Raw genomic sequence first — 22,650 nt, forward strand, 5'->3', positions numbered from 1 at the left:
GACCCGGTGAGCACGCTGGCGGCCCTGGCACGGCTGCGGGCGCTGCGCGACGGGACGGCGCAGCGGCTGGCCACCGTGCGCCACGTCCACCTGTCCGAGCGTCCCATGGTGTTCATCCCGCTGCGGCTGGCGGGCGAGGCGGCGGCGCCGCTGGCCGCGATGGCCGGCACCGACCCCGCCCACCCGCGGCTGCTGGTGGTGCCGCAGCCCCGCGACCGCGACCTGCGGTTCGCCTTCGCCGCCGAGCTGGCCGAACTCCTGCTCCCCTACATCGAGAGCCTGCAGAAGGACACCGAGACGGTGGAACGGCGCGGCGCCGAGCCCTACGAGCGGTGCATCGACGCCCCGCAGCTCATCGTCCCCAACCGGGGCGCGGCGGCGTTCGTGCAGTTGCTCGGCCGCTCGACCCGCTTCCGCCGCGCCGAGGGGCCCTACGCCGTCCACGCGTCGGTGCCGCTGCTCGGACGGTGGCTCACCTTCCTGGCCCAGCGCGGCCGCCACCCCGGCTCGTCGCTCATGCTCGCGGCCACCGAGGCGCTGTCGCTGCACTGGGCGACCGGGCAGAGCGCCCTGGAGGACGCCAACCTCGCCTCGCTGATCGGCTGGATCGACCCGCCGCCCGGCATGACCGGCGCGGCCGCCGCCAGGCAGGCGGAGGACCCGCTGATCTGGCCGCCCGCGGGCCCCGCCAGCGACCCCGGCTTCGACGCCGAGGTGCTCGCCCCGGCCATCCGCGCCTACGAGGAGACCCGCACCGAGCACGCCGAGGCCCGGGTGCGCGAGGCGGTGCGCTCCCAGCTCGAGCCGACCTGGCGGCTGATGTGGCGGGCCGTCGGCCTGCTCGCGGCGCTGCCCGCGGGGCCGGGCTGCGCGGGCCGCTGGGAGGCCGACCGGGCGGCGTTCACCTCCTTCGCCGCCCAGCTCGCCGAGGGCGCCCCGCCGCAGCCCAGACGCGACGGAGCCGTCGGCGCCGCCTCGCGGCTGGCCCGCATGGAGCGGGCCCAGGCCTCCTACGACGCCCAGCGCGCCTACGACGACCCGCTGGTCATGGCGGGGTACCGGCTGACCGGTGAGGCCTTCACCGGCACGGTCGCCCACGCCGACCCTGAGCGCACCGAGGGCGAGGGGCGGGGGCGCAAGCTCCGGCCGCTGGTCACCGTGCGCACCACCGACCCGGTGCGCCTGGCCCCCGGCACGCGGCTCGGCACGCCCGAGCGGCGCGGCCAGCAGGCCGAGCTGGTCGCGATCGACGGCGAGCACGTCACGCTGAAGATCGTCAAGGGAATGGGGCGGGGCATGGCCGCGACGCCCGGCGCGGTGCCCGGCGCCGGCGAGCGGGTGTGCTATGCCGCCCTCCTGGACGACTTCCAGCCGCCCGCCGCCCTGCCCCCGCCCGAGGAGACCCCGTGGACGCACGGCGGTCCCCCGCCCGAGTACGAGCCGCCCTCCGATGAGGAACCCGACGAGGAATGGTCATGAGCACGGCGAAGCCGCCCGCGCAGGAGGCCGCGCAGGTCGTGGACGCGGTCCTGGCCGACCTGCCCCGGCACCGCGGCGTGGTCGTCGACTCCCCGCCCGGCGCGGGCAAGTCCACCCTGGTGGTGCGCGCGGCGGGCCACCTGGCCGCCACCGGCGACCCCCTGATGATCGTCGCGCAGACCAACGAGCAGGTGGACGACCTGATCGTCCGGCTGGCCGAGGAGCACCCGGGCCTGTCCGTCGGCAGATTGTCCGCCGCCGACTACGCCGTGCCGCGGCGCGTCGAGGGCAAGGCGGCCATCGGCACCAAACTGCCCGACCTCGGCGACCCGGCCGTCGTGGTCGCCACGGCGGACAAGTGGGCCTGGGCGGGCGGGCGCACCTGGCCGTGGGCGATCGTGGACGAGGCCTACCAGATGCGCTCGGACAAGCTGCTGCGCGTCGCCGGGCTGTTCGAGCGGGCGCTGTTCGTCGGCGACCCCGGCCAGCTCGACCCGTTCTCGGTCGTGGACGGCGAGCGCTGGGCCGGGCTGTCCTGGGACCCGTTGCAGAGCGCGGTGGCGGTGCTGCTGCGGCACAACCCGGATCTGCCGGTGCACCGGCTGCCGGTGTCCTGGCGGCTGCCCGCCTCGGCGGCGCCGGTGGTGTCGGAGGCGTTCTACCCGTTCACCGGATTCCGGGCGGGCACCGCGCCCGGCGAACGGCGGCTGGCGTACACCGCCGACGGCATGCGCACCGCCTACGACCACGCTCTGGAGGAGGCGGCGCGGTCGGGGTGGGCGCTGTACGAGCTGCCGAGCCGGCACACGGTGCGCACCGACGCCGAGGCCGTCCAGGCGGTGGCCGTGCTGGCCACCCGGCTGCTGCAACGCGCGCCGGTCGCCTTCTCCGAGCGCGGCGAGCGGCCGGTGACCGCCGACCGGGTCGCCGTCGGCGCCGCGCACCGCGACCAGGTGGCGGCGATCCAGGCGGCGGGCCTGCCCGAGGGCGTCACCGTGGACACCGCCAACCGGCTGCAGGGCCGCGAGTACGACGTCACGATCATCCTGCACCCGTTGTCGGGACGCAGGGACGCCACCGCCTTCCATCTGGAGTCCGGACGGCTGTGCGTGCTGACCTCGCGGCACCGGCACGCGTGCGTCGTCGTGGCCCGCGCGGGCATCCCCGAACTGCTGGACGCCCATCCCTCCGCCGAGACGGTGCAGCTCAACGTGCCGGTGAAGTTCCCCGACGGCTGGGAGGCCAACCAGGCCGTGCTCGCCCACCTGTCGAAGCACCGGGTGGAGGCGGCCCCGCTCCGCTGACGGACCCGCGTGGGCGGGCGGACCTGCGTGGGCGGGCGGACCTGCGTGGGCGGGCGGACCTGCGTGGGCGGGCGGCGCGCTGGTGCCCGCCGCCGCCGGCGCGAACGCGAGGTCCGGAAGCCGCTCGCATGACAGGGCCGATCACCGCCGGTCCTCGCACGGGCGTTCGAACTACCTTCGTGGGCGTCACACCGACGAAGGGAATCTCATCGTGGATCTGCAGCTTTCCGGCAAGGTCGCCGTCGTCACCGGCGCCTCCAAGGGGATCGGCCTGGCGGTCGTCCGCGTCCTGCTGGAGGAGGGGGCGCGCGTCGTGGCCGCCTCCCGCAAGAGCGGCCCGGAGCTGGAGGAGCTGGCCGGGCCCCGCCTCGCGCACGTCGCGGCCGACCTGATGGACCCCGGCGCCCCCGCGCAGGTGGTCGCCCATGCCGTCGAGCGGTTCGGCGGCCTGGACATCCTGGTCAACAACGCCGGCGGCCCGCCCCCCGGCGCCCGCCTGCCGCGCTTCTCCTTCGAGGGGCCGACCGACGCCGACTGGCGGGAGATGTTCGAGTTCAACCTGTTCGCGGCGGTCAGGGCCATCCGGGCGGCGATCCCGCATCTGGTCGCCCGGGGCGGCGGCGCGATCGTCACCGTCTCCTCCGGCGGCGCCCGCCAGCCGGCGCCGATGAACGTGGACTACAACGCGGCCAAGGCGGGGCTCAACACGCTGACCAAGGCGTTGTCGGAGGAGTACGGCCCGCGGGGCGTCCGGGTGAACACCGTCTCCCCCGGGCCGGTGCGCACCGCGTGGTGGACCGAGGAGGGCGGCGCGGCCGACATCATCGCCGCGCAGGCCGGCACCGACCGCGACACCGTGATGGACACCGTCGCGCCGCAGATGATGAAGCTGGTCACCGGCCGGCTCGTCGAGCCGCGGGAGGTCGCCGACATGGTGGCGCTGCTGGCCTCCCCGCGCTCGGCGAGCACCACCGGCGCCGACTTCGCGGTGGACGGCGGCTTCCTCAAGGAGCTGTGACCGCCCCGCCGTCCCGGCGGCGGCCGACGCGGGCAGCCGACGCGGGCGGCCGACACACGCGGCCGACACACGCGGCGGGCACACGCGGCGGGCACACGCGGCGGACCAGGCGGCGGGGAGACGCGGCCGGCGTCCGTCGCGGGCGCCGGCCGCTCGCGGCCGGCGGGGCGGTCAGGAGCCCCAGATCTCCTCGGCGGTCTCGACGATCAGGCGGAGCTTGGCGAACTGCTCCTCCCGGGTCAGGGAGTTGCCCTCCACCGTCGAGGAGAACCCGCACTGCGGCGACAGGCAGAGCTGATCGGCGTCGATGTACTTGGCCGCCTCCTCGACCCGCCGCTTCAGGTCGTCCTTGGACTCAAGCGCGCCGCGCTTGGTGGTGACCAGGCCGAGGACCACCGCCTTGCCCTTGGGCACGAACCGCAGCGGCTCGAACCCGCCCGAGCGCTCGTCGTCGAACTCCAGGAAGAAGCCGTCCACGGCCAGCTCTCCGAACAGGGCCTCGGCCACGAAGTCGTAGCCGCCCGAGGCCACCCACGAGGAGCGGAAGTTGCCGCGGCACATGTGCGTGGTGACCGACAGCCCTTCGGGCTTGCCGGCGAGGGCGTCGTTGATCTGCTTGATGTACCGCAGGTGCAGGTGCTCGGCGTCGTCCCCGCGTTCGGCGATCTCGGCGCGCTGCGAGGGGTCGTTGAGGTAGGCGAGGCTGGTGTCGTCGAACTGCAGGTAGGTGCAGCCGAGCGCGGCCAGCCGGCGGACCTCCTCGGCGTAGGCGGCGCTGAGGTCGCTCCAGAACGCCTCCATGTCGCCGTACACCGCCGGGTCGACGGAGGCGCGCCCGCCGCGGTAGTGGACCATGTTGGGCGAGGGGATGGTCAGCTTGGGGGTGGCCGTGGTCGCCTGCTCGCGCAGGAACGCGAAGTCGTCGCCGAAGATCGTCTCGTCCAGGCGCACCCGGTCGTGGACGCGCAGCGCGGCGGGGGCGAACTCGATGACCCCCTGCTCGTTGCGGAACTGCACGTTGATGCGCTCGTCGGCGGCCTGGCCGATGCCGCCGAGCCGGTAGATGAAGTCCATGTGCCAGGACGCCCGGCGGAACTCGCCGTCGGTCGCCGAGCGCAGGCCCACCTCCTCCTGGGCCCGCACCACCTCGCGGATCGCCTCGTCCTCGACCTCTCTGAGCCGCTCGGCGGGGATGGCGCCGGCGGCGAAGGCCTCGCGCGCCTCCAGCAGGGCGGCGGGACGGAGCAGGCTGCCGACATGGTCGGCGCGGAATGGGGGTCTTGTCCGCATGGCGATCCTCCAGATGATCTAGCGCGACTACCGTCCTATCAGCTTTTGAGCGGTTTCGCCGTAGCGACGGAGCGGATAAAGCCATGCGTCGCGCGCGTAGGCCACTCCGTGCGGCACCCATCCCGGCCGGGGCATCCCGAACGGCCACAACAGCCGCTGCCCGCCCTCCCGCCCCGTCCTGCCTGCTCCGGCGTCCGGCGTCGTCCCCCCTCCGCCGGCGCCGCGCCCGGGGACGCCGGGCACCGGACCGCGGGCGGGCGGCTCAGGAGCCTCGGACGGCTCAGGAATCCCGGAGGGCCGGGGAACCTTGGACGGCTCAGAGACCTTCGACGGCCTGGGAGCGGCGTCGGACGGCGTGGGAGCCTCGGAGGGCGCAGGGGTATCGGACGGGCGGGGAGCCTTGGACCGCTCGGGGGCCTCCGTGGGCTCGGGGGCGGCGGCCGGGGTGCGGGGGACCGGGCGGCCGTCGGCGCCGAGTTCGGGCTCGGGGCTGGTGGTCGAGGCCAGCAGCGCCAGCGAGATCAGCCCCATCACGGCGATCAGCACCAGAGCGAGTCCCATCAGCGCCAGGACGACCAGCAGCGTGTAGACCGCTCCGATGAGCGCCATCATCGCCGTTCCTCCTTTTGTGCCGCCGCGGTGGACACCGTGCCCGGGACGGACATGGTCACACGTTTCATCACGCAGGTGGACGTATCGATTCTCCCGTGTGCGCGGAGCGATCGCGCACACCGCCGGGCACGGTGACCCCGGGGGCCGTGATCGCGGACCTCAGGCGCCGGGCATGGTGTCCAGGCGGCGCAGGATCACCCCTTCGCGCAGGGCCCACGGGCAGATCTCCACCTCGGGGACCTCGAACAGGTCCATCGTCGCGTCGGCCACGATCGCCCCGGCGAGCAGTTGCGGGGCGCGACCGGCGGAGACGCCCGGCAGGCCGGCCCGCTGGGCGTTGTCCATCGTGGCCAGGCGCCCGGTCCAGTGGGAGAGGTCATCCTGGCGCAGCACCCGCTTCACATAGGACCCCTCGCTGGAGGGGGCGGCGCCGGCGATGCGCGCGAGCTGCTTGAAGGTCTTGGACGTGGCGACCGCGTGGTCGGCGTGCCCGTACTTCACCACATCGCCCACCACCCTGCCGATCTGCGCGCGCACCTGCCGGCGCATGCCGCGCACCTCCTCGGCGGGGGGCGGGGCGCCGGTGAACCACTGGCGGGTCATCCGCCCGGCGCCCAGCGGGAGCGAGATCGCCACGTCGGGCTCCTCCTCCATGCCGGAGGCGATCTCCAGGGAGCCGCCGCCGATGTCCAGGACCAGCAGCCGTCCTGAGGACCAGCCGAACCAGCGCCGCACCGCCAGGAACGTCAGCCGCGCCTCGTCCTGCCCGGACAGCACCTGCACGTCGATCTCGGTGGCGGCCCGCAGGCGGTCCAGGACCTCCTCGCCGTTGGCGGCCTCCCGCACGGCCGAGGTGGCGAAGGCCATGATGTCCTCCACCCCCTTGTCCTCGGCGATGCGCAGCGAGTCCTCGACGAAGCGGCGCAGCTCGCGCTCACCCTCGGGAGACAGGACGTCGCCGTCGTGCAGGTGCTCGGCCAGCCGCAACTCGACCTTGTGCGAGTAGGCGGGCAGCGGCTGGGCGCCCCTGTGGGCGTCCACCACCAGCAGGTGCACCGTGTTCGAGCCGATGTCGAGAACGCCGAGTCGCATGAGCAGACGCTACTACCCGCGCCCGCCCGGGAGATCCTGCCGGTCCTGCCGGTCCTGCCGGTTCCGCCGAGGCGCCGTCGCTCAGGGGCGGCCGAGCGCGCGCAACTGGGCGGTGGTCAGCGCGGAGACGTTCTGGTCGATGGGGACGTCGGTGTACTGGTGGATCGCCCAGCTCTTCCAGTCGGCGGGCGGGGTGACGTCGCCCTTTTCCCTGCCGTAGTAGGCCACCCACAAGGGGTACTCGGCCAGGCCGTGGCCGTAGGTGTCGGCGAAGTTCCAGCCGCTGTAGAACAGCGGGGTGACGCCGGTCTCGTCCTTCACGTGGGCCAGCCAGGTCTTGGCCCAGGCGTTGACCTGCGCGACCGACCGGCCGTCACTGGTCTCCAGGTCCAGCACGAGCAGGTCGCCGGTCTCGGCGGGCTGGGCGTCCACCACCGACAGGAAGTGGTCGGCCTCGGCGATGGGGTCGTTGCCGGGGTGACCGTAGTGGTAGGCGCCGCGCACGATGCCCTTCTTGCCGAGTTCGGCCCAGTGGCGGGCGAACGCGGAGTCGCGGAAGGTCAGGCCCTCGGTGGCCTTGATGATGCCGAACTGCGCCTGGCTGGCGTTCCAGTCGTGGTCGGACTCGTAGGCGGAGACGTCCTGGCCGTAGGGGCGCTCCGAGGCGGCGCCGCGGGGAGCGGCGTCCGCCGGGCCGGTCACCACGACGGCCGCCACGATGGCGAGCACGGCCACGATCACCCCCGCCATGGCGGAGTAGAGGCGCGCGCCGGACAGGTCCAGCCGGTTCTTGAGGTGGGAGAAGATCGAGGAAAGCCGGTCGATGGGCATGAAGGGCTCGCTCCTTGCTTCCACGCGCCTACCGGGTCGGCTGATGGGTTCGGGCGGAAGTGCCCTGTGGGTCCGTCCCTTCGAGGGCCGGTGCTCCGATTCACTCCGCGAAGGGGGTCCCCGGTTCCGCGAGGTGTGGATGAGGTGGGCGTGTCTCCGCGGCGGGACGCCGTCCCGCCGGGTACGCGCGATGTGGGCAACGGACGGCAACGGGCACGACGGCGTGGGACCATCGGCACGCATACCGCTTCCCAACAAGGTACATACCACATCAAAAGAGCACAAATGCGACAAAGTACGCGCCGCCGGCGTCACGCGGGCGGACACGACCGGCTTCCCCCGACGTGATCACCCCCAGGAAGCGCATCCGGCCAGAACGACCCGGTCAGGCGTCCCGGTCCCGGCGGGCCAGGGGCGCACCCGGGGATCCGGTCAGCGGCGGGGCGGGGGCTGCGAGGAGCGGGATGACTCGGCGTGCCGCCAGCGCCGTCCGAGCTCCTCGCCGGTCGGCGCGGAGGCGGGCAGCGGGGTGGCCGGCGCGCCGGCGCGCAGCCCGTCCAGCAGCAGGGTCAGATAGCGGTGGCGCAGCACGGCGGTGCGATCGGCGTCGCCGGCACGGACCGCGGTGATCTGGTCGAAGATCATCGGAATGTCCTCGGCGACCACGTCCGGCCGTAGCGCGCCGGCGGCCTTGGCCCGGTCCACGACGCGCCCGGCGAGCGAGCCGGCGTGCGCGGCCAGCTCGTGCATCTCCCGCGTGGGGGTGAACGTGCCGGCCAGGTGCACGGTCAGCGAGTGCACGTCGGAGTCGACGACCTCGCGCAGGAACGTGGCGAAGGCCTCCCACGCGTCGCCGTCCCGCGCCAGCGCGGACTCGGCGATCGCCGTGAACCGGCGCAGGCCGTCCTCGCAGAGGGTGCGCAGCAGCTCCTCCTTGCCGGCATAGCGCCGGTACAGGGCGCCGACGCCGACGCCCGCCTCGTGCGCCACCGCCGAGATCGGCGCTTTGGGGTCGGCGACGAACACCGCTCGCGCGGCGTCGAGGATCGTGCGGTCGTTGCGGGCGGCCTCGGCCTTGCGTCCCCTCATGCCTGCTGTCGTGGGCTCCATGCGCCCATTCTAGCTTGAACGGAAGGCTCCGTTCCGATATAGTTTGAACAGAACGATCCGTTCCGCTCTAACTCGGAGGTTTCGCATGACCACCACGTCCTGGTCGCTGCTGGAGCAGGCCCACAACGCGCTGCGCACGACCACCGCCGGGGTCACCGAGGCCGACTGGGCCGCCAAGACCCCGTGCGAGCAGTGGAACGTGGCGCAGGTGCTGCGGCACGCCGCCGGCGACCAGCGCGCCTATGCCGCCGCGATCACCGGTGCCGGCGGCCCGGAGGAGAACCCGTTCGACCCGGCGGCGCAGGCCCCCGGCGACCCGAAGGACCTGCTCGAAAGCGCCCTGGAGGTCGCGGCACAGGGCTTCGCCACCGTGGCGCCCGGCGCGGAGGCCGTACCGACGCCGCTGCCGCAGGGTGCGCTGCCCGCCGAGGTCGCCGTCGGCGCCGCCGCGCTGGACGCCGCCGTGCACGCCTGGGACATCGCGGTCGCCACCGGCCGTCCGTCGCCTCTGGACGCCGAGCTGTCCGAGCGCCTGCTGCCGGTGGCCCGCGTCCTCGCCGAGCCGCTGCGCGGCTTCGCCTACGCCCCCGCCCTCGACCCGCACCCGGCCGACGACGCCACCGCCGAGCTGCTGCGCTACCTCGGCCGCGACCCGCAGTGGACCCGCTGACCCGGGAACCCGCCGACGGCGCGGCCTCCTCCCCCCGAGGCAGGCGGCGCCGGCACGGAAAACGTCCCGCCGGTCATTCGACCGGCGGGACGTTCTGCCGCCGTCCACCTCTTCTCTCCGTTATCGAGCGACACCGCCGGTCAACCCGGTGAATACGCGGTGTTCACGGAATGCTCAGCAGTTCGGGATATCTCTGCCGTTATTATCCTTCGCCTCGTCGTTGCCCCATTTGGCGAGATAATAGGCGGAAACGTAGGCGCCGCGGCCGTTCTTACCGGGGTTCGTCCGGTCGAGGTCGGTGCGCAGCCACCAGTGGTTGAACGCGGACCCGTGCCGGACTTCGGCGCCCCGGACGCGGCAGTAGACGTAGTTGGTGCCCTTGTCGAGCGTGCCCTGCGGGTCGCCGGTGTTCGGCTCGCGGTAGCCCGTCGCGTCGGCGAAGGTGTCGACCCAGACCTTGCTTCCGGGAGCGGGGGTCCCGCCGCCGCCGAACACCCGGGGCCGGCGGGCGTGGAACTCGCTGCCCGGCCGCAGGCCGTAGGCGAGGACGCGATGGTCGGTTCCGTAGCCGCCGCGCTGCTCGTAGGCCCAGTAGGACGTGCGCCCGGGGTTCGCCCACTGCTCGAAGATCACGACGTGCCGGTTGTTGTTGTCGCCGATGGCGTCGATGACCAGGTCGCCGGTGAGCAGTTCGGACATCGCGATCGGGCTGCTCGCGCCCGGCGAGGCGAGGGCCACGGTGTTCAGGCCCGGAGCGCTCAGCCCGAGCGCCATCGAGGCGTAGCCGGAGCAGTCGGTGCGGTAGCCGTTGTGGTACTTGCCCTGGCTGTACGGCACCCGCTGCGGGGTGCCGGGGTTCCAGGTCTTGGCCCGGTCGATGACGCTCTGCCGGGTCACGTCCGCCGGACGGGCGTGGGCGGCGCGAGAGGGAGCTGCGGCGGACTGGGCGAAGGCGCCGGCCACGGCGAGCGGCGTGGGCGAGGCGACGGCGACACCAAGGATAGCGAATTTGATGAATATCTTCTTACTGGACATACCACCCCTTGTAAATCCGTGTTGTCGGCCGCCAAGACTAATGGCGGCGACACATGGTTCGCAGGGGTGAATTCCAGGATCCACGTCGGCCGGTGGAGCGATTTCCCCCGGAAAGGAAACGGGCACCGTCGCAGGCACAAGAAATCACGCCGCGCCGACCGGTCGCGAGTCGGCGTGGACGTGGCGGCGCGCGCATCCGGGAAAGCTCCGTGCCTTTCCCGCCCATTCCCCGCACGGGACGCCGGCCGGGAGGAAGGCGCGGGGCTTGCCCGGCCCCGGCACGGGTAGGGGCCTCGGCGTGCCTGAAGGTCCGAGTTCTTTCCGCAGCAGAATCCCGGTCGCCGCCCTCGCCCTGTGCGGGTGCGCCATCTCGGTCTATCTGGCGTTGTTCCAGTACGGAGTGGTGCACTCCGTGTGGGACCCCATTTTCGGGGACGGCTCCCGCAAGGTGCTCACCTCCGCCGTCTCCCGCGTGCTCCCGGTGTCGGACGCGACCCTCGGCGCCGCCGCCTATCTGGTGGAGGCGGTGCTGGAACTGTCGGGCGGACGGCGGCGCTGGCACGACCGGCCCTGGATCGTGGTGCTGCTCGGCCTGACGGCCGCCGTGCTGGCCCTGACCGGCGTCGGCCTGGTGATCGCCCAGCCCATCCTCACCGGCACCTTCTGCACGCTCTGCCTCACCTCGGCCGGCATCTCCTGGCTCGTCGCCCTGCTGGTCGCACGCGAGGTCGGAGCGGCCGTGCGGCGGGTGCGGGAACTGCGCGACAGCGGACTCCCCCTCCCCGCGGCCCTGCGAGGACGCGAGCCGCAGCGCTTCGCCCGCTAGCGGCGGGCGGCCCACCGGGCGAGGGCGGTGACGCCGGCCGCCACCGCCAGGGCCGCGGCCAGGGTCGCGTGGTGCTGGGAGGCCCACACCTGGACACTGCGGCTCTTGGCCCTGCGGTCGAAGGAGCCGTGCGCCCCCTGATCGGTGTTCGGGGGCGCGTCCGCGGGCCGCCAGAGGTTGGGCGGCAACCGGCGGGTCACCTTGGAGGTCTGCTGGGAGGAGTAGCCCTTCCAGGCCAGATAGCGGTCCAGGACGCCGGGGACCACCGCGTTGGCGATCAGCGTCGCCGCCGTCGACCCCCCGACCCAGTACTCCCGGCGGCGCGGGTGGTCGGCGGCGTAGACGATGGCGTCGGCGGGGATCTCCGGCTGGTAGATCGGTGGCACCGGCTGCGGATGGCCGGGCAGCCGCGACAGCACCCAGTCGAACTGCGGGGTGTTGACCGCCGGCATCTGCACCATCGTGACCTTGACCTTGCTCCTGTCATGCAGCAGCTCGCACCGCAGCGCCTCGTTGAAGCCCTGGATGGCGTGCTTGGCCCCGCAGTACACCGACTGCAGGGGGATGCCCCGGTAGGCGAGCGCCGATCCGACCTGGACGACCACTCCCCTGTTCCTGGGAAGCATCCGCTCAAGGGCGGCCCGGGTGCCGTTCACGAACCCGAGGTAGGTGACCTCGGTCGCCCGGCGGAACTCCTCCGGTGAGACCTGCGTGAACGGGGCGAAGACCGAGGAGAAGGCGACGTTCACCCAGACGTCGATCGGGCCGAGTTCGCTCTCGCACCTGCCGGCCGCCGCCTCGACCTGGTCGTGGTCCGCCATGTCCGTCTCGATGGCCAGCGGCGCCCCTCCGGCCTCGCGCACATCGCGGGCGGCGCCTTCCAGGCCGTCGGCGCCGCGGGCGAGCAGCGCGACCGCGTCGCCCCTGGCGGCGAAGCGGCGGGCCGTCGCCCGTCCGATGCCTCCGCTGGCGCCGGTCACCACCACGACGCGTCTTCCGTCTTGTGTCGTCATGCCGAACTTCCGCGTCCGAGTCGTCGGGTCATCCGGGGGTCATGATCAGTCCTGGCACCCCCGGCATGAGTCCCCTACCCGACCAAAGCCGACGAACCACCACAAATGGTGCAATCTCCAGCACAACTCCTGCCGGACGGTAGGCGGGCCTGCGTCCGGACACCCGCCTCCGCGCCCCCACCGAACGTACCGACGGCCGTGACCCATGGGGGTCACGGCCGTCAGGCGTCGCGCCGGGTCAGTCGAACGCCGCCACGGGCGTCGCCGCCGGGGTCTGGTCGCCGTCCTTGGGACCGGCGCCGGGGGCGGACGGCCCGCTGCGCAGCGGGATCTCCTTGATCAGGGCCGCCAGGACCGGCACCAGCACGGCGAAGAAGATCGCCCAGAAGAAGATGCTGGAGATGGAGGACGCCAGCGAGTCCAGGAACCCCTCGCGCACCTGGGCGGGAAGCCGGGCCAGCGACGCGGGGTCGAGCCGGCCGCCGCCGCTCTCGGCCATCCGCGCCGCCTGCGGGCCGAGCTTCTCGGTCAGGTTGGAGGTGAGCTGGTTGTTGAAGATGGCCCCGAAGAGCGACACACCGAAGGAGCCGCCGATCGAGCGGAAGAAGGTCGAGGCGCTGCTGGCCACGCCCAGGTCCTTCTGCTCGACGCTGTTCTGCGCGATCAGCATCGTGGTCTGCATCAGACCGCCCATGCCGAGGCCGAGCACGGCGATGAACAGGCCGGTCTCCCAGCGGGCGGTGTGGGCGTCCATGAGCGAGAGCAGCCACATGCCGACGACCATGACGGCGCCGCCGGCGATCGGGAAGATCTTGTACTTGCCGGTCTTGGTGATCGCCTGGCCGACGAAGAGCGAGACCACCATCATGGCCGCCATCATCGGCAGCAGCAGCAGGCCGGAGTTGGTCGCCGAGGCGCCCTGGACGGTCTGCTGGAACAGCGGCAGGAAGTTGATCACGCCGAACATCGCGAAGCCGAGCAGGAAGCCGATCAGCGAGATCAGCGTGAAGTTGCGGTCGCGGAACACGTGCAGCGGCATGATCGGCTCGGCGACCCGGCGCTCGACCGGGATGAACAGCGCGAGCGACACCACGGCGACGGCCACCAGGCCGAGGATCTGCCAGGAGCCCCAGTCGTACTCGTTGCCGCCCCAGGTGGTGATCAGCACCAGGGCGGTGATGCCCACCCCGAGCAGACCGGCGCCCAGCCAGTCGATGCGGTGCTCGGTGCGGTACTTCGGCAGGTGCAGCCGGAAGACCAGCAGGATGAACGCCACGGCGCCGATGGGGAGGTTCACATAGAAGGCCCAGCGCCAGTTGAGGTGGTCGGTGATGAACCCGCCGACCAGCGGGCCGGCGACCATCGCCAGCGACATCATGGCGGCCATGATGCCCTGGTAGCGGCCGCGCTCACGGGGCGGCACCAGGTCGCCGATGATGGCCATGGCGTTGACCATCAGGCCGCCGGCGCCGAGGCCCTGAAGGGCGCGGAAGCCGATGAGCTCCATCATGCCGTCGCCGGTGCCGCCGAACAGGTCGGACCCGGCCATGCCGCACAACGCCGAACCGACCATGAAGATCGCGATCGACGACAAGAAGATGGTCTTGCGGCCGTACAGGTCGCCGATCTTGCCCCAGATAGGGGTGGAAACGGTGGTCCCCAGGACGTACGCGGTGACCACCCACGAGAGATGGGTCAGGCCGCCGAGCTCGCCGACGATGCGCGGCATCGCCGTACCGACGATCATGTTGTCGAGCATCGCCAGGATCATCGCGAGCATCAGCCCCGGCAGGACGACCATGACCTCCCGCCGACGGCCGGGAACTGCCTCGGCCTCGGTCTCCGTCATTCTTTTGTGCCCCCTTGGTGAACGGCTACTTACTTGCCGACCGGCTAGTGACTATACTGCCCAAGGTAGAGTGCCTACTTACCGGCCGTCAAGTTAAATAGGGGACCAGGGAGCGTCTGAAGACATATGAGGCCACACACCGACACGCGGGCCCGCATCCAAGAGATCGCCTTGCAGCTCTTCACCGAGCAGGGCTATGAGGCGACCTCGTTGCGGGAGATCGCCGAGCTGCTCGGGGTGACCAAGGCGGCACTTTACTACCACTTCAAGACCAAGGACGACATAGTGGCGAGCCTTGCCGAGGACCGGCGGGCGGCCATCGAACGCCTGGTCGCCTGGGCCAAGGAGCAGCCCCGGACGATCGAGAGCCGGCGCGAGCTCATCCGGCGCTACGCCGCCGAGGTCTACAGCGGCCAGCACCACGCGTTCATGCGGTTCATGGAGCGCAACCAGACGGCGCTGCGCGGCCACCCGAAGTTCGACAAGATGCGCAACCTCATGACCACCCTCAGCGGCGTCCTGTGGGACGAGGGCGCCAAGGTCGACGAGCGGCTGCGGTGCTCCATGGCGATCTTCACGCTGCACGCCGCCTGGTTCGTGCTGAAGGACGAGAAGCTCTCCGACGACGAGCGCAAGGACGCGGCGCTCGGCCTCGCCCTCGAGCTGCTGGAGTCCGCCCAGCCCTCCGCCTCCTGACAGGACGGCGCGGAGCGGCCGGGCGTTCTCACCGGCGTGAACGGCTCAGGCCAGGGCGCCGTGCACGAAGACCTCGGCGAGCTCCTGGGCGCGCACCGGTTCGCGGTCGCCGCCGCCCAGCCCGGGACGGGCGTACAGCATGCTCAGGTAGATGGCCGCCAGCCGCTCGGGCGGCAGTCGCAGCGAGGCGCGCTCGGGCTCGAACAGCTCGGCCACGGCGGCGATGGTCCGCGCGACGGACGCCTCCCTGCCCGTGGTCCCGGCCGGACGGTCCCGCCCTTCGACGGCGCCCGGCTCGTCCCCGCCGGCGGCGGCACCCGCCCCATCCCCCGCCCCGGCGGCATCCGCCTCACCTCTCCCCCGGCCGGCATCCGGCCCGCCTCGCCCTGCGGCGGCGACGGCCTCGCCTCCACCTCGCCGCCCGTCCCCGGCGGCGTCGCGTCCAGGACCGGGACGCCCGGCCCGGCCGGTGGCGTGCAGGGCTCCGATGACCGCTCCCATGCGGTCGAGGTGGGCCCGCAGGGCCTCGGCGGCCTCGGCCAGGCGGGCGGCGAGCGGCTGGTCGAGCGGCACCTCGGCGATCTCACGCAGCGCACGGGCGGGATCGAGGGCCTGGAGCACGCAGGCGTCCAGTAACGCGTCCTTGTCGGCGAACACCCGGAAGATGGTCGCCTCCCCGATGGCGGCCGCCCTGGCCACCTGCGCGGTGGTCACGGCGGCTCCGTGCTCGGCGACGAGCGGCAGCGCCGCCTTGACGATCATGTCGCGCCGTTGTTCCGGTGTCATCCCCGACGCTCTGCGCCGCGTCTCTGTCATGACTCCCAAGCTACGGAGTGAGTACTCACTCCGTCAATGGGATAACAGTGGCGGGCGGCACATCGCACCGGCCAACAAGTGCCGCAAGGCGGGTTAGACCAGGCATTCCTCGGTAAGTGCATGGCAGCTGGGCGATGGAGCAAGGAGGACACGTGGGCGTTTCCGGCGAGGGCCGTGCCGCCGCAGGGCCCCGGCTGAGCACACGTTCCTGGTTCACCATGACGCTGGCGATCATGGCGGTGCTGCTGGCGGTCTCGGCGGTGCTCGGCACCTGGGCGCTGAGCCGCAGCACCTCCACCTTCGACCAGATGACCACGCGGATCTCCCCCGGCCTGCTGTGGGCCGAACGCCTGCGCGGCGCCCTGCTGGACCAGGAGGCCGGCGTCCACGGCTACATCGTCAGCGGGCGGCGGGAGTTCGCCGACGGCTTCGACGAGGGCCAGGTCACCGAGCGGACGGCGGTCGCGGAGCTGCGGCGCTCGCTCGCCGGAAGCCCGCTGCTCGCCGACCTCGACGCCGTCGAGCTGCGGGCCGGCGACTGGCGCGCCGCCTACGCCCGCCCCACCATCGAGACGGTGCGCACCCGAGGGCCGGGCACGACCGACCCCGCACAGGTCGGGAACGGCAAGGCCCTGTTCGACCGCATCAGGGCCGCCATGGACGAGCAGACGGCGAACCTGACGCTGGCGCAGCGGCGGGCCACCGCCGACATCGGCCAGGCGCGCATGTGGCGCAACACGGTACTCACCGGCGTGCTGGTGATGTTCGTGATCACGCTGATCGCGGTGGCGCTCCTGCTCCGGTACGCGGTGCTGGGTCCCCTGGACCGGCTGGGCACGGCCGCGCGGCGGGTCGCGGACGGCGACTTCAGCCATGAGATCGACATCCGGGGGCCGAAGGACCTGACGACGCTGGCCTGCGACGTCGACGCGATGCGGCGGCGCATCTCCGAGGCACTGGCGGCGTCGCGCGACGCCCAGCGGCTGCTGCAGGAGCAGGCCGACGAGCTGCGCCGCTCCAACTCCGAGCTGGAGCAGTTCGCCTACGTCGCCTCGCACGACCTGCAGGAGCCGGTGCGCAAGGTGACGGCCTTCTGCCAGCTCCTGCAGCGCCGCTACGCCGACAGGCTCGACGAGCGCGCCAACGAGTACATCGCCTTCGCGGTGGACGGCGCCAAGCGCATGCAGTCGCTGATCGCCGAGTTGCTGACCTTCTCCCGGGTGGGACGCGACGACGCCGAACGGGTGCCCGTCCCGTTGGATCGGCCGCTCGACGAGGCGCTGGCCAACCTGGAGTCGCGGACCGAGGACACCGGCGCGGTCGTGGTCAGGTCCGAGCTGCCCGAGGTCGTCGGCGACCCCGCCCTGCTCTGCATGCTGTGGCAGAACCTCATCGGCAACGCGATGAAGTTCCGCTCCCCCGCCCGCCCGCCGCAGATCCAGATCACCGCGGAGCGCGCCGGCGACATGTGGGAGGTGGCGGTGGCCGACAACGGCATCGGCGTGGAGGCACGGTTCGCCGACAAGATCTTCGTGATCTTCCAGCGGCTGCACAACCGCGGGGAGTACGAGGGCACCGGCATCGGGCTGGCCCTCTGCAAGAAGATCGTCGAGTACCACGGCGGGGAGATCCGCCTGGACGTCGAGCGCGACGAGGGCGCCCGCTTCGTCTTCACCCTGCCCGCGGTCCCGGTTCCAGGCGAGACCGCCGCGGCCCCCGGTCTGGTCAGCGTTCCCGGACCACGGTGACCCCGCCGGCCGGGACGGTGGCGGCGCCGGCGTACTCCGCCCCGTCCAGGACGCCGCTGCCCGTCACGCCAGGGACGGTCACCGGCTCGTCGGCGTGGTTGATCAGGAACAGGTGCCCGGCCCGCCGGACGACCTCCAGGGTCTCGGGCAGGTCGCGCGGCCGTTCGACCCCCGCGGCGTCCAGCGCCTCGGCCAGCGCGGGACGCGGGTCGGCGACGCCGGTGGCCAGGTACCAGGCGGCCCCGGCCCCGAGGTCGTGGCGGGTGAAGGCGGGGTGCCCGGCGTCCGGCCCTGCGGCGAACCTCCACAGCACGCGGGCCCCGGCCGGGCGGACGCGCTCGGACCAGACGCGCCCGGCCAGGTCCCGACCGGGCGTCAGGGGGACGGTCTCGTTCTCGCGCAGCGGGTGGAACTCCTCGACCGACAGGCCCAGCACGTCGCGCAGCGCCCCCGGGTACGGCCCGGCGTGGACGGCGTCGTGCTCGTCGACGATGCCGGAGAAGTAGGACACGAACAGGTGGCCGCCCGCCTCGACGTACCGGCGCAGGTTCTTGGCCCCGGCCTCGGTGAGCAGGTAGAGGCTCGGCGCCACCACGAGCCGGTATCCCGACAGGTCAGCGGCCGGGTGGACGAAGTCGACGGTCACGTGTGAGCGCCACAGCGCCTGGTAGTAGGCGTCCACCCGCTCGCGGTAGGCGAGGTCGACCGACGGGCGCCACTCCAGCTCCAGCGCCCACCACGACTGCCAGTCCCACGCGATGGCGACCTCGGCGCGCACCCGCCCGCCGCGCACGCCGCCGAGCCGGGCGAGGTCGGCGCCGAGGCCGACGACGTCGCGCCACACACCCGAGTCGGCGCCGGCCTGCGGGACCATCGCCGAGTGGAACTTCTCGGCGCCGAACCGCGAGGCGCGCCACTGGAAGTACAGCACCGAGTCCGAGCCCCGGGCCACGTGGGCGAGGCTGTTGCGGCGCATCTCCCCGGGCCGCTTGGCGATGTTGCGCGGCTGCCAGCTCACCGCGCCGGTGGAGTGCTCCATCAGCATCCACGGTCCCCCGGCCAGCGACCGGGCGAGGTCGGCGGACATGGCCAGGTCGATGTGGTTGTCGGGCCGCTCGGCCGTCAGGTAGTGGTCGTTGGAGACGACGTCCACCTCACGGGCCCAGGCCCAGTAGTCCATCGACTTGCAGTTGGTGGTCATGAAGTTGGTGGTCACCGGGACCGACGGGGTGAGGCGCCGCAGGATGTCGCGCTGGAGGCGGAAGCAGTCCAGGTGCTCCTCGGAGGTGAAGCGCATGAAGTCCAGCCGCTGGGCCGGGTTGACCACGGTGTGGTTGGCCCGCGGGGCGTCGATCTCCTCCCAGGCGGTGTAGCGCTGGCCCCAGAAGGTGGTGCCCCAGGCGTCGTTGAGCGCGGGCAGGTCCTGGTAGGTCCGCCGGAGCCAGCGGCGGAACGCCTCGACGCTGTTGTCGCAGTAGCACTCGCCGAGCGGGGCGCCGTACTCGTTGTGGACGTGCCACAGCGCGAGGGCCGGGTGCCCGGCGTAGTGCTCGGCGAGCGCGGCGGCCAGCCCGGCGGTCGCCTCGCGGTACTCGGGTGAGCTGGGGCAGGCCGACTCCCGGCCGCCCACGCCGATGCGGTGGCCCTCCCGCGTGACCGGCAGGGAGGAGGGGTGCAGGCGGGAGAACCAGGCGGGCGGGGCGGCGGTGGGCGTGCCGAGGCCGACCTGGACGCCGGAGGCGTGCAACCGGTCGACGATCTCGTCCAGCCAGCCGAACTCGTAGGCGCCCGGCGCGGGCTCCATCAGCACCCAGCCGAAGATCCCGACGTTGACCAGGTTCACCCCGGCCTCGCGCATGAGCCGCAGATCCTCGCGGCGGGTCTCCTCCGGCCACTGCTCGGGGTTGTAGTCCCCTCCGTAGGCGATGCCCCGCATCGGTCCCCCTCGATCTCTGTCTGTGAACGTGCACAGTAATCCAAGAGCGGGTCACCCGGAAGCACCGGCCGGACCGAAGTGCTGTTTAACGACCCCGTAACGGCCCTTGACGGAGCCGTATCGGTTTTCTCACTCTGTGAACGTTCACAGACATGTGGGCATCCGAATCTCGGACTTGGAGCTACGCATGGGTACACGACGGCTCTCGGCGGTGGCGGCGGTCGCGCTCGCCGCCGCGCTCGCCGCGGGATGCTCCGGAGGGACGGCCGGCGAGGCCGGATCCCCCGCCGCGTCGTCCGGAGCAACGGGCCGGCCGGCCCAGCCGGTCAAGCTGACCTACTGGACCTGGGTCCCGAACATGGACAAGATCGTCCAGGCCTGGAACGCCGCCCACCCCGACATCCAGGTCACGGTGAGCAAGCAGGCCGGCGGGGACGACGCGGCGGCCAAATTCCTCACCGCCGCCAAGGCCGGCAACCCGCCGGACCTGGTGCAGGCCGAGTACCAGATGCTGCCCTCCTTCGTGGCCGCCGACGCCGTGGCCGACATCAAGGCCGAGGCCGAACCCGCGAAGGCCGCGTTCGGCGACGGCCTGTGGGGGCTGGTCACCCTGGGCACCGACGCGGTCTACGCCATCCCGCAGGACAGCGGGCCCATGATGCTCTACTACCGCGAGGACCTGTTCGCCAAGTACGGCCTGAAAGTGCCCACCACCTGGGAGGAGTACGCCGAGGCGGCCCGTGCCGTGCACAAGAGGAACCCCAAGGTGCTGCTCGGCACCTTCTCCAGCAAGGACCCGGGCTCGTTCGCGGGACTGGCCCAGCAGGCGGGCGCCCAGTGGTGGTCCATCGCCGGGGAGTCCTGGAAGGTGAACATCGCCGACGAGGCCACCCTCAAGGTCGCCGACTACTGGGGCGGCCTGGTCAAGGAGGGCGTGATCGGCGACAAGCCGTACTTCACCCCCGAGTGGAACAAGGCGCTCAACGACGGCACGCTGCTCACCTGGCCGTCGGCCGTCTGGGGTCCAGGGGTGCTGTCCAGCAACGCCCCCGACGGCAAGGGCAAGTGGGCGATCGCGCCGCTGCCGCAGTGGAGCGCCGGCGAGCGGCACACCGGGTTCTGGGGCGGCTCCTCCACCGCCGTCGCCGAGAAGTCGCCCAGCAAGGCGGCGGCCGTGCGGTTCGCCACCTGGCTCAACACCGACCCGGCGGCCCTGGCACTGCTGGTGGAGCAGGGCGCGGTCTACCCGGCCGCCACCAAGGGGCAGGCGTCCCTGACCAAGGCCCCCGAGTACTTCGGCAACCAGCCCGACTTCTGGAAGACGGCCGCCGCGATCAGCGCCACCGCGCGCGGCTTCACCTTCGGGCCGGACGTCAACGTCACCTACAACGCCTTCAAGGACGCCTTCGACAAGGCCGTCCAGGACGGATCCGCGTTCTCCGGTGCGGTGCGCACGATGCAGGACGCGACCGTCGCCGACATGCGCAAGTCCGGGTTCCAGATCGCCCCATGAGCCCCCGGCGGACGGCAGGCGCCCGCACCCACCGTGCGGGCGCCGCGCCCTACCTGTTCCTGGCCCCGGCGATGGTGCTGTTCGTGCTGTTCATGGCGCTGCCCATCGCCTACACCGTCTATCTCAGCCTGCACCGGACCAAGGTCTCGGGGCTCGGGCTCGGCAGGGGCGCCAAGAAGGAGATCTTCGCGGGTCTGGAGAACTACGCCTCCACGCTGGGCGACGGCGAGCTGTGGGCCGGGTGGGCCCGCGTGCTGGTGTACGGCGCGCTGGTGCTGGTGGTGATGCTCGGGCTGGCGCTGGTCTTCGCGCTCCTGCTCGACTCGCTGCACGTCCGCTTCGCCCGCTTCTCCCGCGTCGCGATCTTCCTGCCGTACGCGGTGCCGGGGGTGGCGGCGTCGCTGCTGTGGGGCTTCCTCTATCTGCCGAGCCTCAGCCCGGTCAACGACGCGCTGTCGGCGCTCGGGGCCGAGGTGAACCTCCTCGGGGCGGGCACCGTCACCTTCTCCATGGCCAACATCGCCGTGTGGGGCGGCGTCGGGTTCAACATGCTGGTGCTGTACACGACGCTGCGGGCCGTGCCGCGCGAGTACTACGAGGCCGCCCGCATCGACGGCGCGAGCGAGACCCAGATCGCCCTGCGGATCAAGATGCCGATCCTGACCCCCGCCATCATCCTCACCACCGTGTTCTCGGTCATCGCCACCGTCCAGGTGTTCACCGAGCCGATGACGCTGCGCCCGCTGACCAACACCATCAGCACGACCTGGAGCCCGCTCATGAAGGTCTACCGGGACGCCTTCGTCACCGGCGACCTGTACTCGGCCGCGGCCACCGCCGTGGTCATCGCCGCCATCTCGGTGGTGCTCTCGTTCGGGTTCCTGCGCCTGGTGCGCGACCGCGCCTTCAGGGAGGGCTCATGACACCGGCCACCACCGCCGTGCCCGCCGGGAGGGGGGCCGCCGCCGGCCGGCGCCGCGGGCCGCTCGGCGCCGTGCCGACGGCCGTGCTGGTGCTCGGCGCGCTGTACTGCCTGTTCCCGGTGGCCTGGGTGGTGATCGCCGCCGGCAAGTCCCCGGCCGAGCTGTTCTCCACCTCGACGCTCGCGCCGGGCACCGGCCTGCTGTCCAACCTGGCCGACCTGGCCGCCTACCGCGACGGGGTGTTCTGGCTGTGGATGCTGAACACCGTCCTGTACGCCGGCGCCGGCGCGCTGCTGTCCACCGCGGTGTCGGCCGTCTCGGGGTACGCGCTGGCGAAGTACCGCTTCCCCGGCCGCGACCTGGCGTTCAACCTGCTGCTCGGCGGCATCCTGGTGCCCGTGGTCGTGCTGGCCGTCCCGCAGTACCTGCTGCTGTCCAAGGCCGGGCTGGCCGACACCTATTGGTCGGTGCTGCTGCCGCAGATCCTCAGCCCCTACGGCGTCTACCTGGCGCGCATCTACGCCGCCGCGGCGATCCCGGACGCGCTGCTGGAGGCCGGCCGCATCGACGGCGCCACCGAGGGGCGGCTCGCCCGCGACGTCGCCCTGCCGCTGATGCTGCCCGCGATGGTCACCATCTTCCTGTTCCAGTTCGTCGCCATCTGGAACAACTTTCTGCTGCCGTTCATCATGCTCGGCGACGACCACAGGTTCCCGATGACGGTGGGCCTGTACACGATGCTCGCCGCCGGGGCCAACCAGCCGTCCCTGTACAACCTGATCATCACGGGCACGCTGCTGTCGATCATTCCGCTGGTCGCGTTGTTCCTGACCATGCAGCGGTACTGGCGGACCGACCTGTCCAGCGGCGCCGTGAAAAACTGATGCGC

The 22,650-nt window shown here is 72.3% G+C and carries 20 protein-coding genes and 1 riboswitch; of the genes, 10 read left to right on the plus strand and 10 right to left on the minus strand.

The features are described 5' to 3' along the window. Positions 1–6 precede the first annotated feature (6 nt). The 3 genes from ABZT47_RS24990 (at position 7) to ABZT47_RS25000 (ending at position 3,801) form a co-directional block, all read left to right on the plus strand. Complete coding sequence (locus ABZT47_RS24990; RefSeq protein WP_354846606.1) at positions 7–1,479, plus strand: hypothetical protein; 1,473 nt, start codon at positions 7–9, stop codon at positions 1,477–1,479. Then, complete coding sequence (locus ABZT47_RS24995) at positions 1,476–2,783, plus strand: AAA family ATPase (protein WP_354846609.1); 1,308 nt, start codon at positions 1,476–1,478, stop codon at positions 2,781–2,783. Before ABZT47_RS24990 ends, ABZT47_RS24995 begins: the two co-directional genes overlap by 4 nt. 211 nt (positions 2,784–2,994) lie before the next feature. Then, complete coding sequence (locus tag ABZT47_RS25000; RefSeq protein WP_354846612.1) at positions 2,995–3,801, plus strand: SDR family oxidoreductase; 807 nt, start codon at positions 2,995–2,997, stop codon at positions 3,799–3,801. 171 nt (positions 3,802–3,972) lie between these two features. On the opposite strand, the gene ABZT47_RS25005 is transcribed toward ABZT47_RS25000, so the two are convergent. The 5 genes from ABZT47_RS25005 to ABZT47_RS25025 all read right to left on the minus strand — a co-directional run bounded on the left by ABZT47_RS25005 (position 3,973) and on the right by ABZT47_RS25025 (position 8,736). Next, positions 3,973–5,091 carry a 5-methyltetrahydropteroyltriglutamate--homocysteine S-methyltransferase gene (locus tag ABZT47_RS25005; protein WP_354846615.1) on the minus strand — a complete coding sequence of 373 codons (1,119 nt, stop codon included), beginning with the start codon at positions 5,089–5,091 and terminating at the stop codon, positions 3,973–3,975. A gap of 27 nt (positions 5,092–5,118) precedes the next feature. After that, complete coding sequence (locus ABZT47_RS25010; RefSeq protein ID WP_354846618.1) at positions 5,119–5,703, minus strand: hypothetical protein; 585 nt, start codon at positions 5,701–5,703, stop codon at positions 5,119–5,121. Between the two features lie 159 nt (positions 5,704–5,862). Beyond that, positions 5,863–6,795 carry a Ppx/GppA phosphatase family protein gene (locus tag ABZT47_RS25015; RefSeq protein WP_354846621.1) on the minus strand — a complete coding sequence of 311 codons (933 nt, stop codon included), beginning with the start codon at positions 6,793–6,795 and terminating at the stop codon, positions 5,863–5,865. Positions 6,796–6,876: 81 nt separating this feature from the next. Continuing rightward, positions 6,877–7,626 (minus strand): GH25 family lysozyme, encoded by a 750-nt coding sequence (locus ABZT47_RS25020; RefSeq protein ID WP_354846624.1) that lies wholly within the window; start codon positions 7,624–7,626, stop codon positions 6,877–6,879. A gap of 11 nt (positions 7,627–7,637) precedes the next feature. Continuing rightward, a riboswitch (cyclic di-AMP (ydaO/yuaA leader) is annotated at positions 7,638–7,783 on the minus strand. A gap of 275 nt (positions 7,784–8,058) precedes the next feature. Next, a complete protein-coding gene (locus tag ABZT47_RS25025) occupies positions 8,059–8,736 on the minus strand; it encodes a TetR/AcrR family transcriptional regulator (protein ID WP_354846626.1) in 678 nt (225 codons plus the stop codon). Between the two features lie 85 nt (positions 8,737–8,821). On the opposite strand from ABZT47_RS25025, the gene ABZT47_RS25030 reads away from it, so the two are divergent. After that, positions 8,822–9,406, plus strand: coding sequence for a TIGR03086 family metal-binding protein (locus ABZT47_RS25030; RefSeq protein ID WP_354846629.1), 585 nt, complete (start codon positions 8,822–8,824; stop codon positions 9,404–9,406). A gap of 174 nt (positions 9,407–9,580) precedes the next feature. Here ABZT47_RS25030 and ABZT47_RS25035 read toward each other — a convergent pair whose 3' ends face one another. Then, on the minus strand, positions 9,581–10,441 hold the full coding sequence (locus tag ABZT47_RS25035; protein ID WP_354846632.1) for a hypothetical protein: 861 nt from the start codon (positions 10,439–10,441) through the stop codon (positions 9,581–9,583). A 298-nt stretch (positions 10,442–10,739) separates the two neighbouring features. Between ABZT47_RS25035 and ABZT47_RS25040 the strand changes: the two genes are divergently transcribed. Further along, the gene (locus ABZT47_RS25040) at positions 10,740–11,267 is read left to right on the plus strand and encodes a vitamin K epoxide reductase family protein (RefSeq protein WP_354846635.1); all 528 of its coding nucleotides are present in this window, start codon (positions 10,740–10,742) and stop codon (positions 11,265–11,267) included. Here ABZT47_RS25040 and ABZT47_RS25045 read toward each other — a convergent pair. Then, complete coding sequence (locus ABZT47_RS25045; protein ID WP_354846637.1) at positions 11,264–12,280, minus strand: SDR family oxidoreductase; 1,017 nt, start codon at positions 12,278–12,280, stop codon at positions 11,264–11,266. The two genes, ABZT47_RS25040 and ABZT47_RS25045, sit on opposite strands and share 4 nt — an antisense overlap. 238 nt (positions 12,281–12,518) lie before the next feature. After that, the gene (locus ABZT47_RS25050; RefSeq protein WP_354846640.1) at positions 12,519–14,129 is read right to left on the minus strand and encodes an MDR family MFS transporter; all 1,611 of its coding nucleotides are present in this window, start codon (positions 14,127–14,129) and stop codon (positions 12,519–12,521) included. 126 nt (positions 14,130–14,255) lie between these two features. Between ABZT47_RS25050 and ABZT47_RS25055 the strand changes: the two genes are divergently transcribed. After that, positions 14,256–14,825: a helix-turn-helix domain-containing protein gene (locus tag ABZT47_RS25055; RefSeq protein ID WP_354846643.1), complete on the plus strand. Its 570-nt coding sequence runs from the start codon at positions 14,256–14,258 to the stop codon at positions 14,823–14,825. A gap of 45 nt (positions 14,826–14,870) precedes the next feature. Here the strand turns inward: ABZT47_RS25055 and ABZT47_RS25060 are convergent, their stop codons facing one another. Then, the gene (locus ABZT47_RS25060) at positions 14,871–15,641 is read right to left on the minus strand and encodes a helix-turn-helix domain-containing protein (protein WP_354846647.1); all 771 of its coding nucleotides are present in this window, start codon (positions 15,639–15,641) and stop codon (positions 14,871–14,873) included. Between the two features lie 152 nt (positions 15,642–15,793). Here ABZT47_RS25060 and ABZT47_RS25065 point away from each other — a divergent pair, with 152 nt between their 5' ends. After that, positions 15,794–17,389, plus strand: a complete 1,596-nt coding sequence (locus ABZT47_RS25065) for an ATP-binding protein (RefSeq protein WP_354846650.1) — start codon at positions 15,794–15,796, stop codon at positions 17,387–17,389. On the opposite strand, the gene ABZT47_RS25070 is transcribed toward ABZT47_RS25065, so the two are convergent. Then, positions 17,367–19,325, minus strand: coding sequence for a beta-galactosidase (locus tag ABZT47_RS25070; protein ID WP_354846653.1), 1,959 nt, complete (start codon positions 19,323–19,325; stop codon positions 17,367–17,369). The genes ABZT47_RS25065 and ABZT47_RS25070 overlap by 23 nt on opposite strands. 187 nt (positions 19,326–19,512) lie before the next feature. On the opposite strand from ABZT47_RS25070, the gene ABZT47_RS25075 reads away from it, so the two are divergent. Genes ABZT47_RS25075 through ABZT47_RS25085 form a run of 3 tightly spaced genes read left to right on the plus strand, consistent with a single transcriptional unit; the run spans position 19,513 to position 22,645 of the window. After that, positions 19,513–20,838 (plus strand): extracellular solute-binding protein, encoded by a 1,326-nt coding sequence (locus tag ABZT47_RS25075; RefSeq protein ID WP_354846656.1) that lies wholly within the window; start codon positions 19,513–19,515, stop codon positions 20,836–20,838. Further along, entirely contained in the window at positions 20,835–21,761 is a 927-nt protein-coding gene (locus tag ABZT47_RS25080; RefSeq protein WP_354846658.1) for a sugar ABC transporter permease, read from the plus strand. Before ABZT47_RS25075 ends, ABZT47_RS25080 begins: the two co-directional genes overlap by 4 nt. Continuing rightward, positions 21,758–22,645 (plus strand): carbohydrate ABC transporter permease, encoded by an 888-nt coding sequence (locus ABZT47_RS25085; RefSeq protein WP_354846661.1) that lies wholly within the window; start codon positions 21,758–21,760, stop codon positions 22,643–22,645. The genes ABZT47_RS25080 and ABZT47_RS25085 overlap by 4 nt, the downstream gene beginning before the upstream one ends. Positions 22,646–22,650: the final 5 nt, after the last annotated feature.

It is taken from the genome of Sphaerisporangium sp. NPDC005289 (assembly GCF_040607455.1).
GTDB lineage: Bacteria > Actinomycetota > Actinomycetes > Streptosporangiales > Streptosporangiaceae > Sphaerisporangium > Sphaerisporangium rhizosphaerae.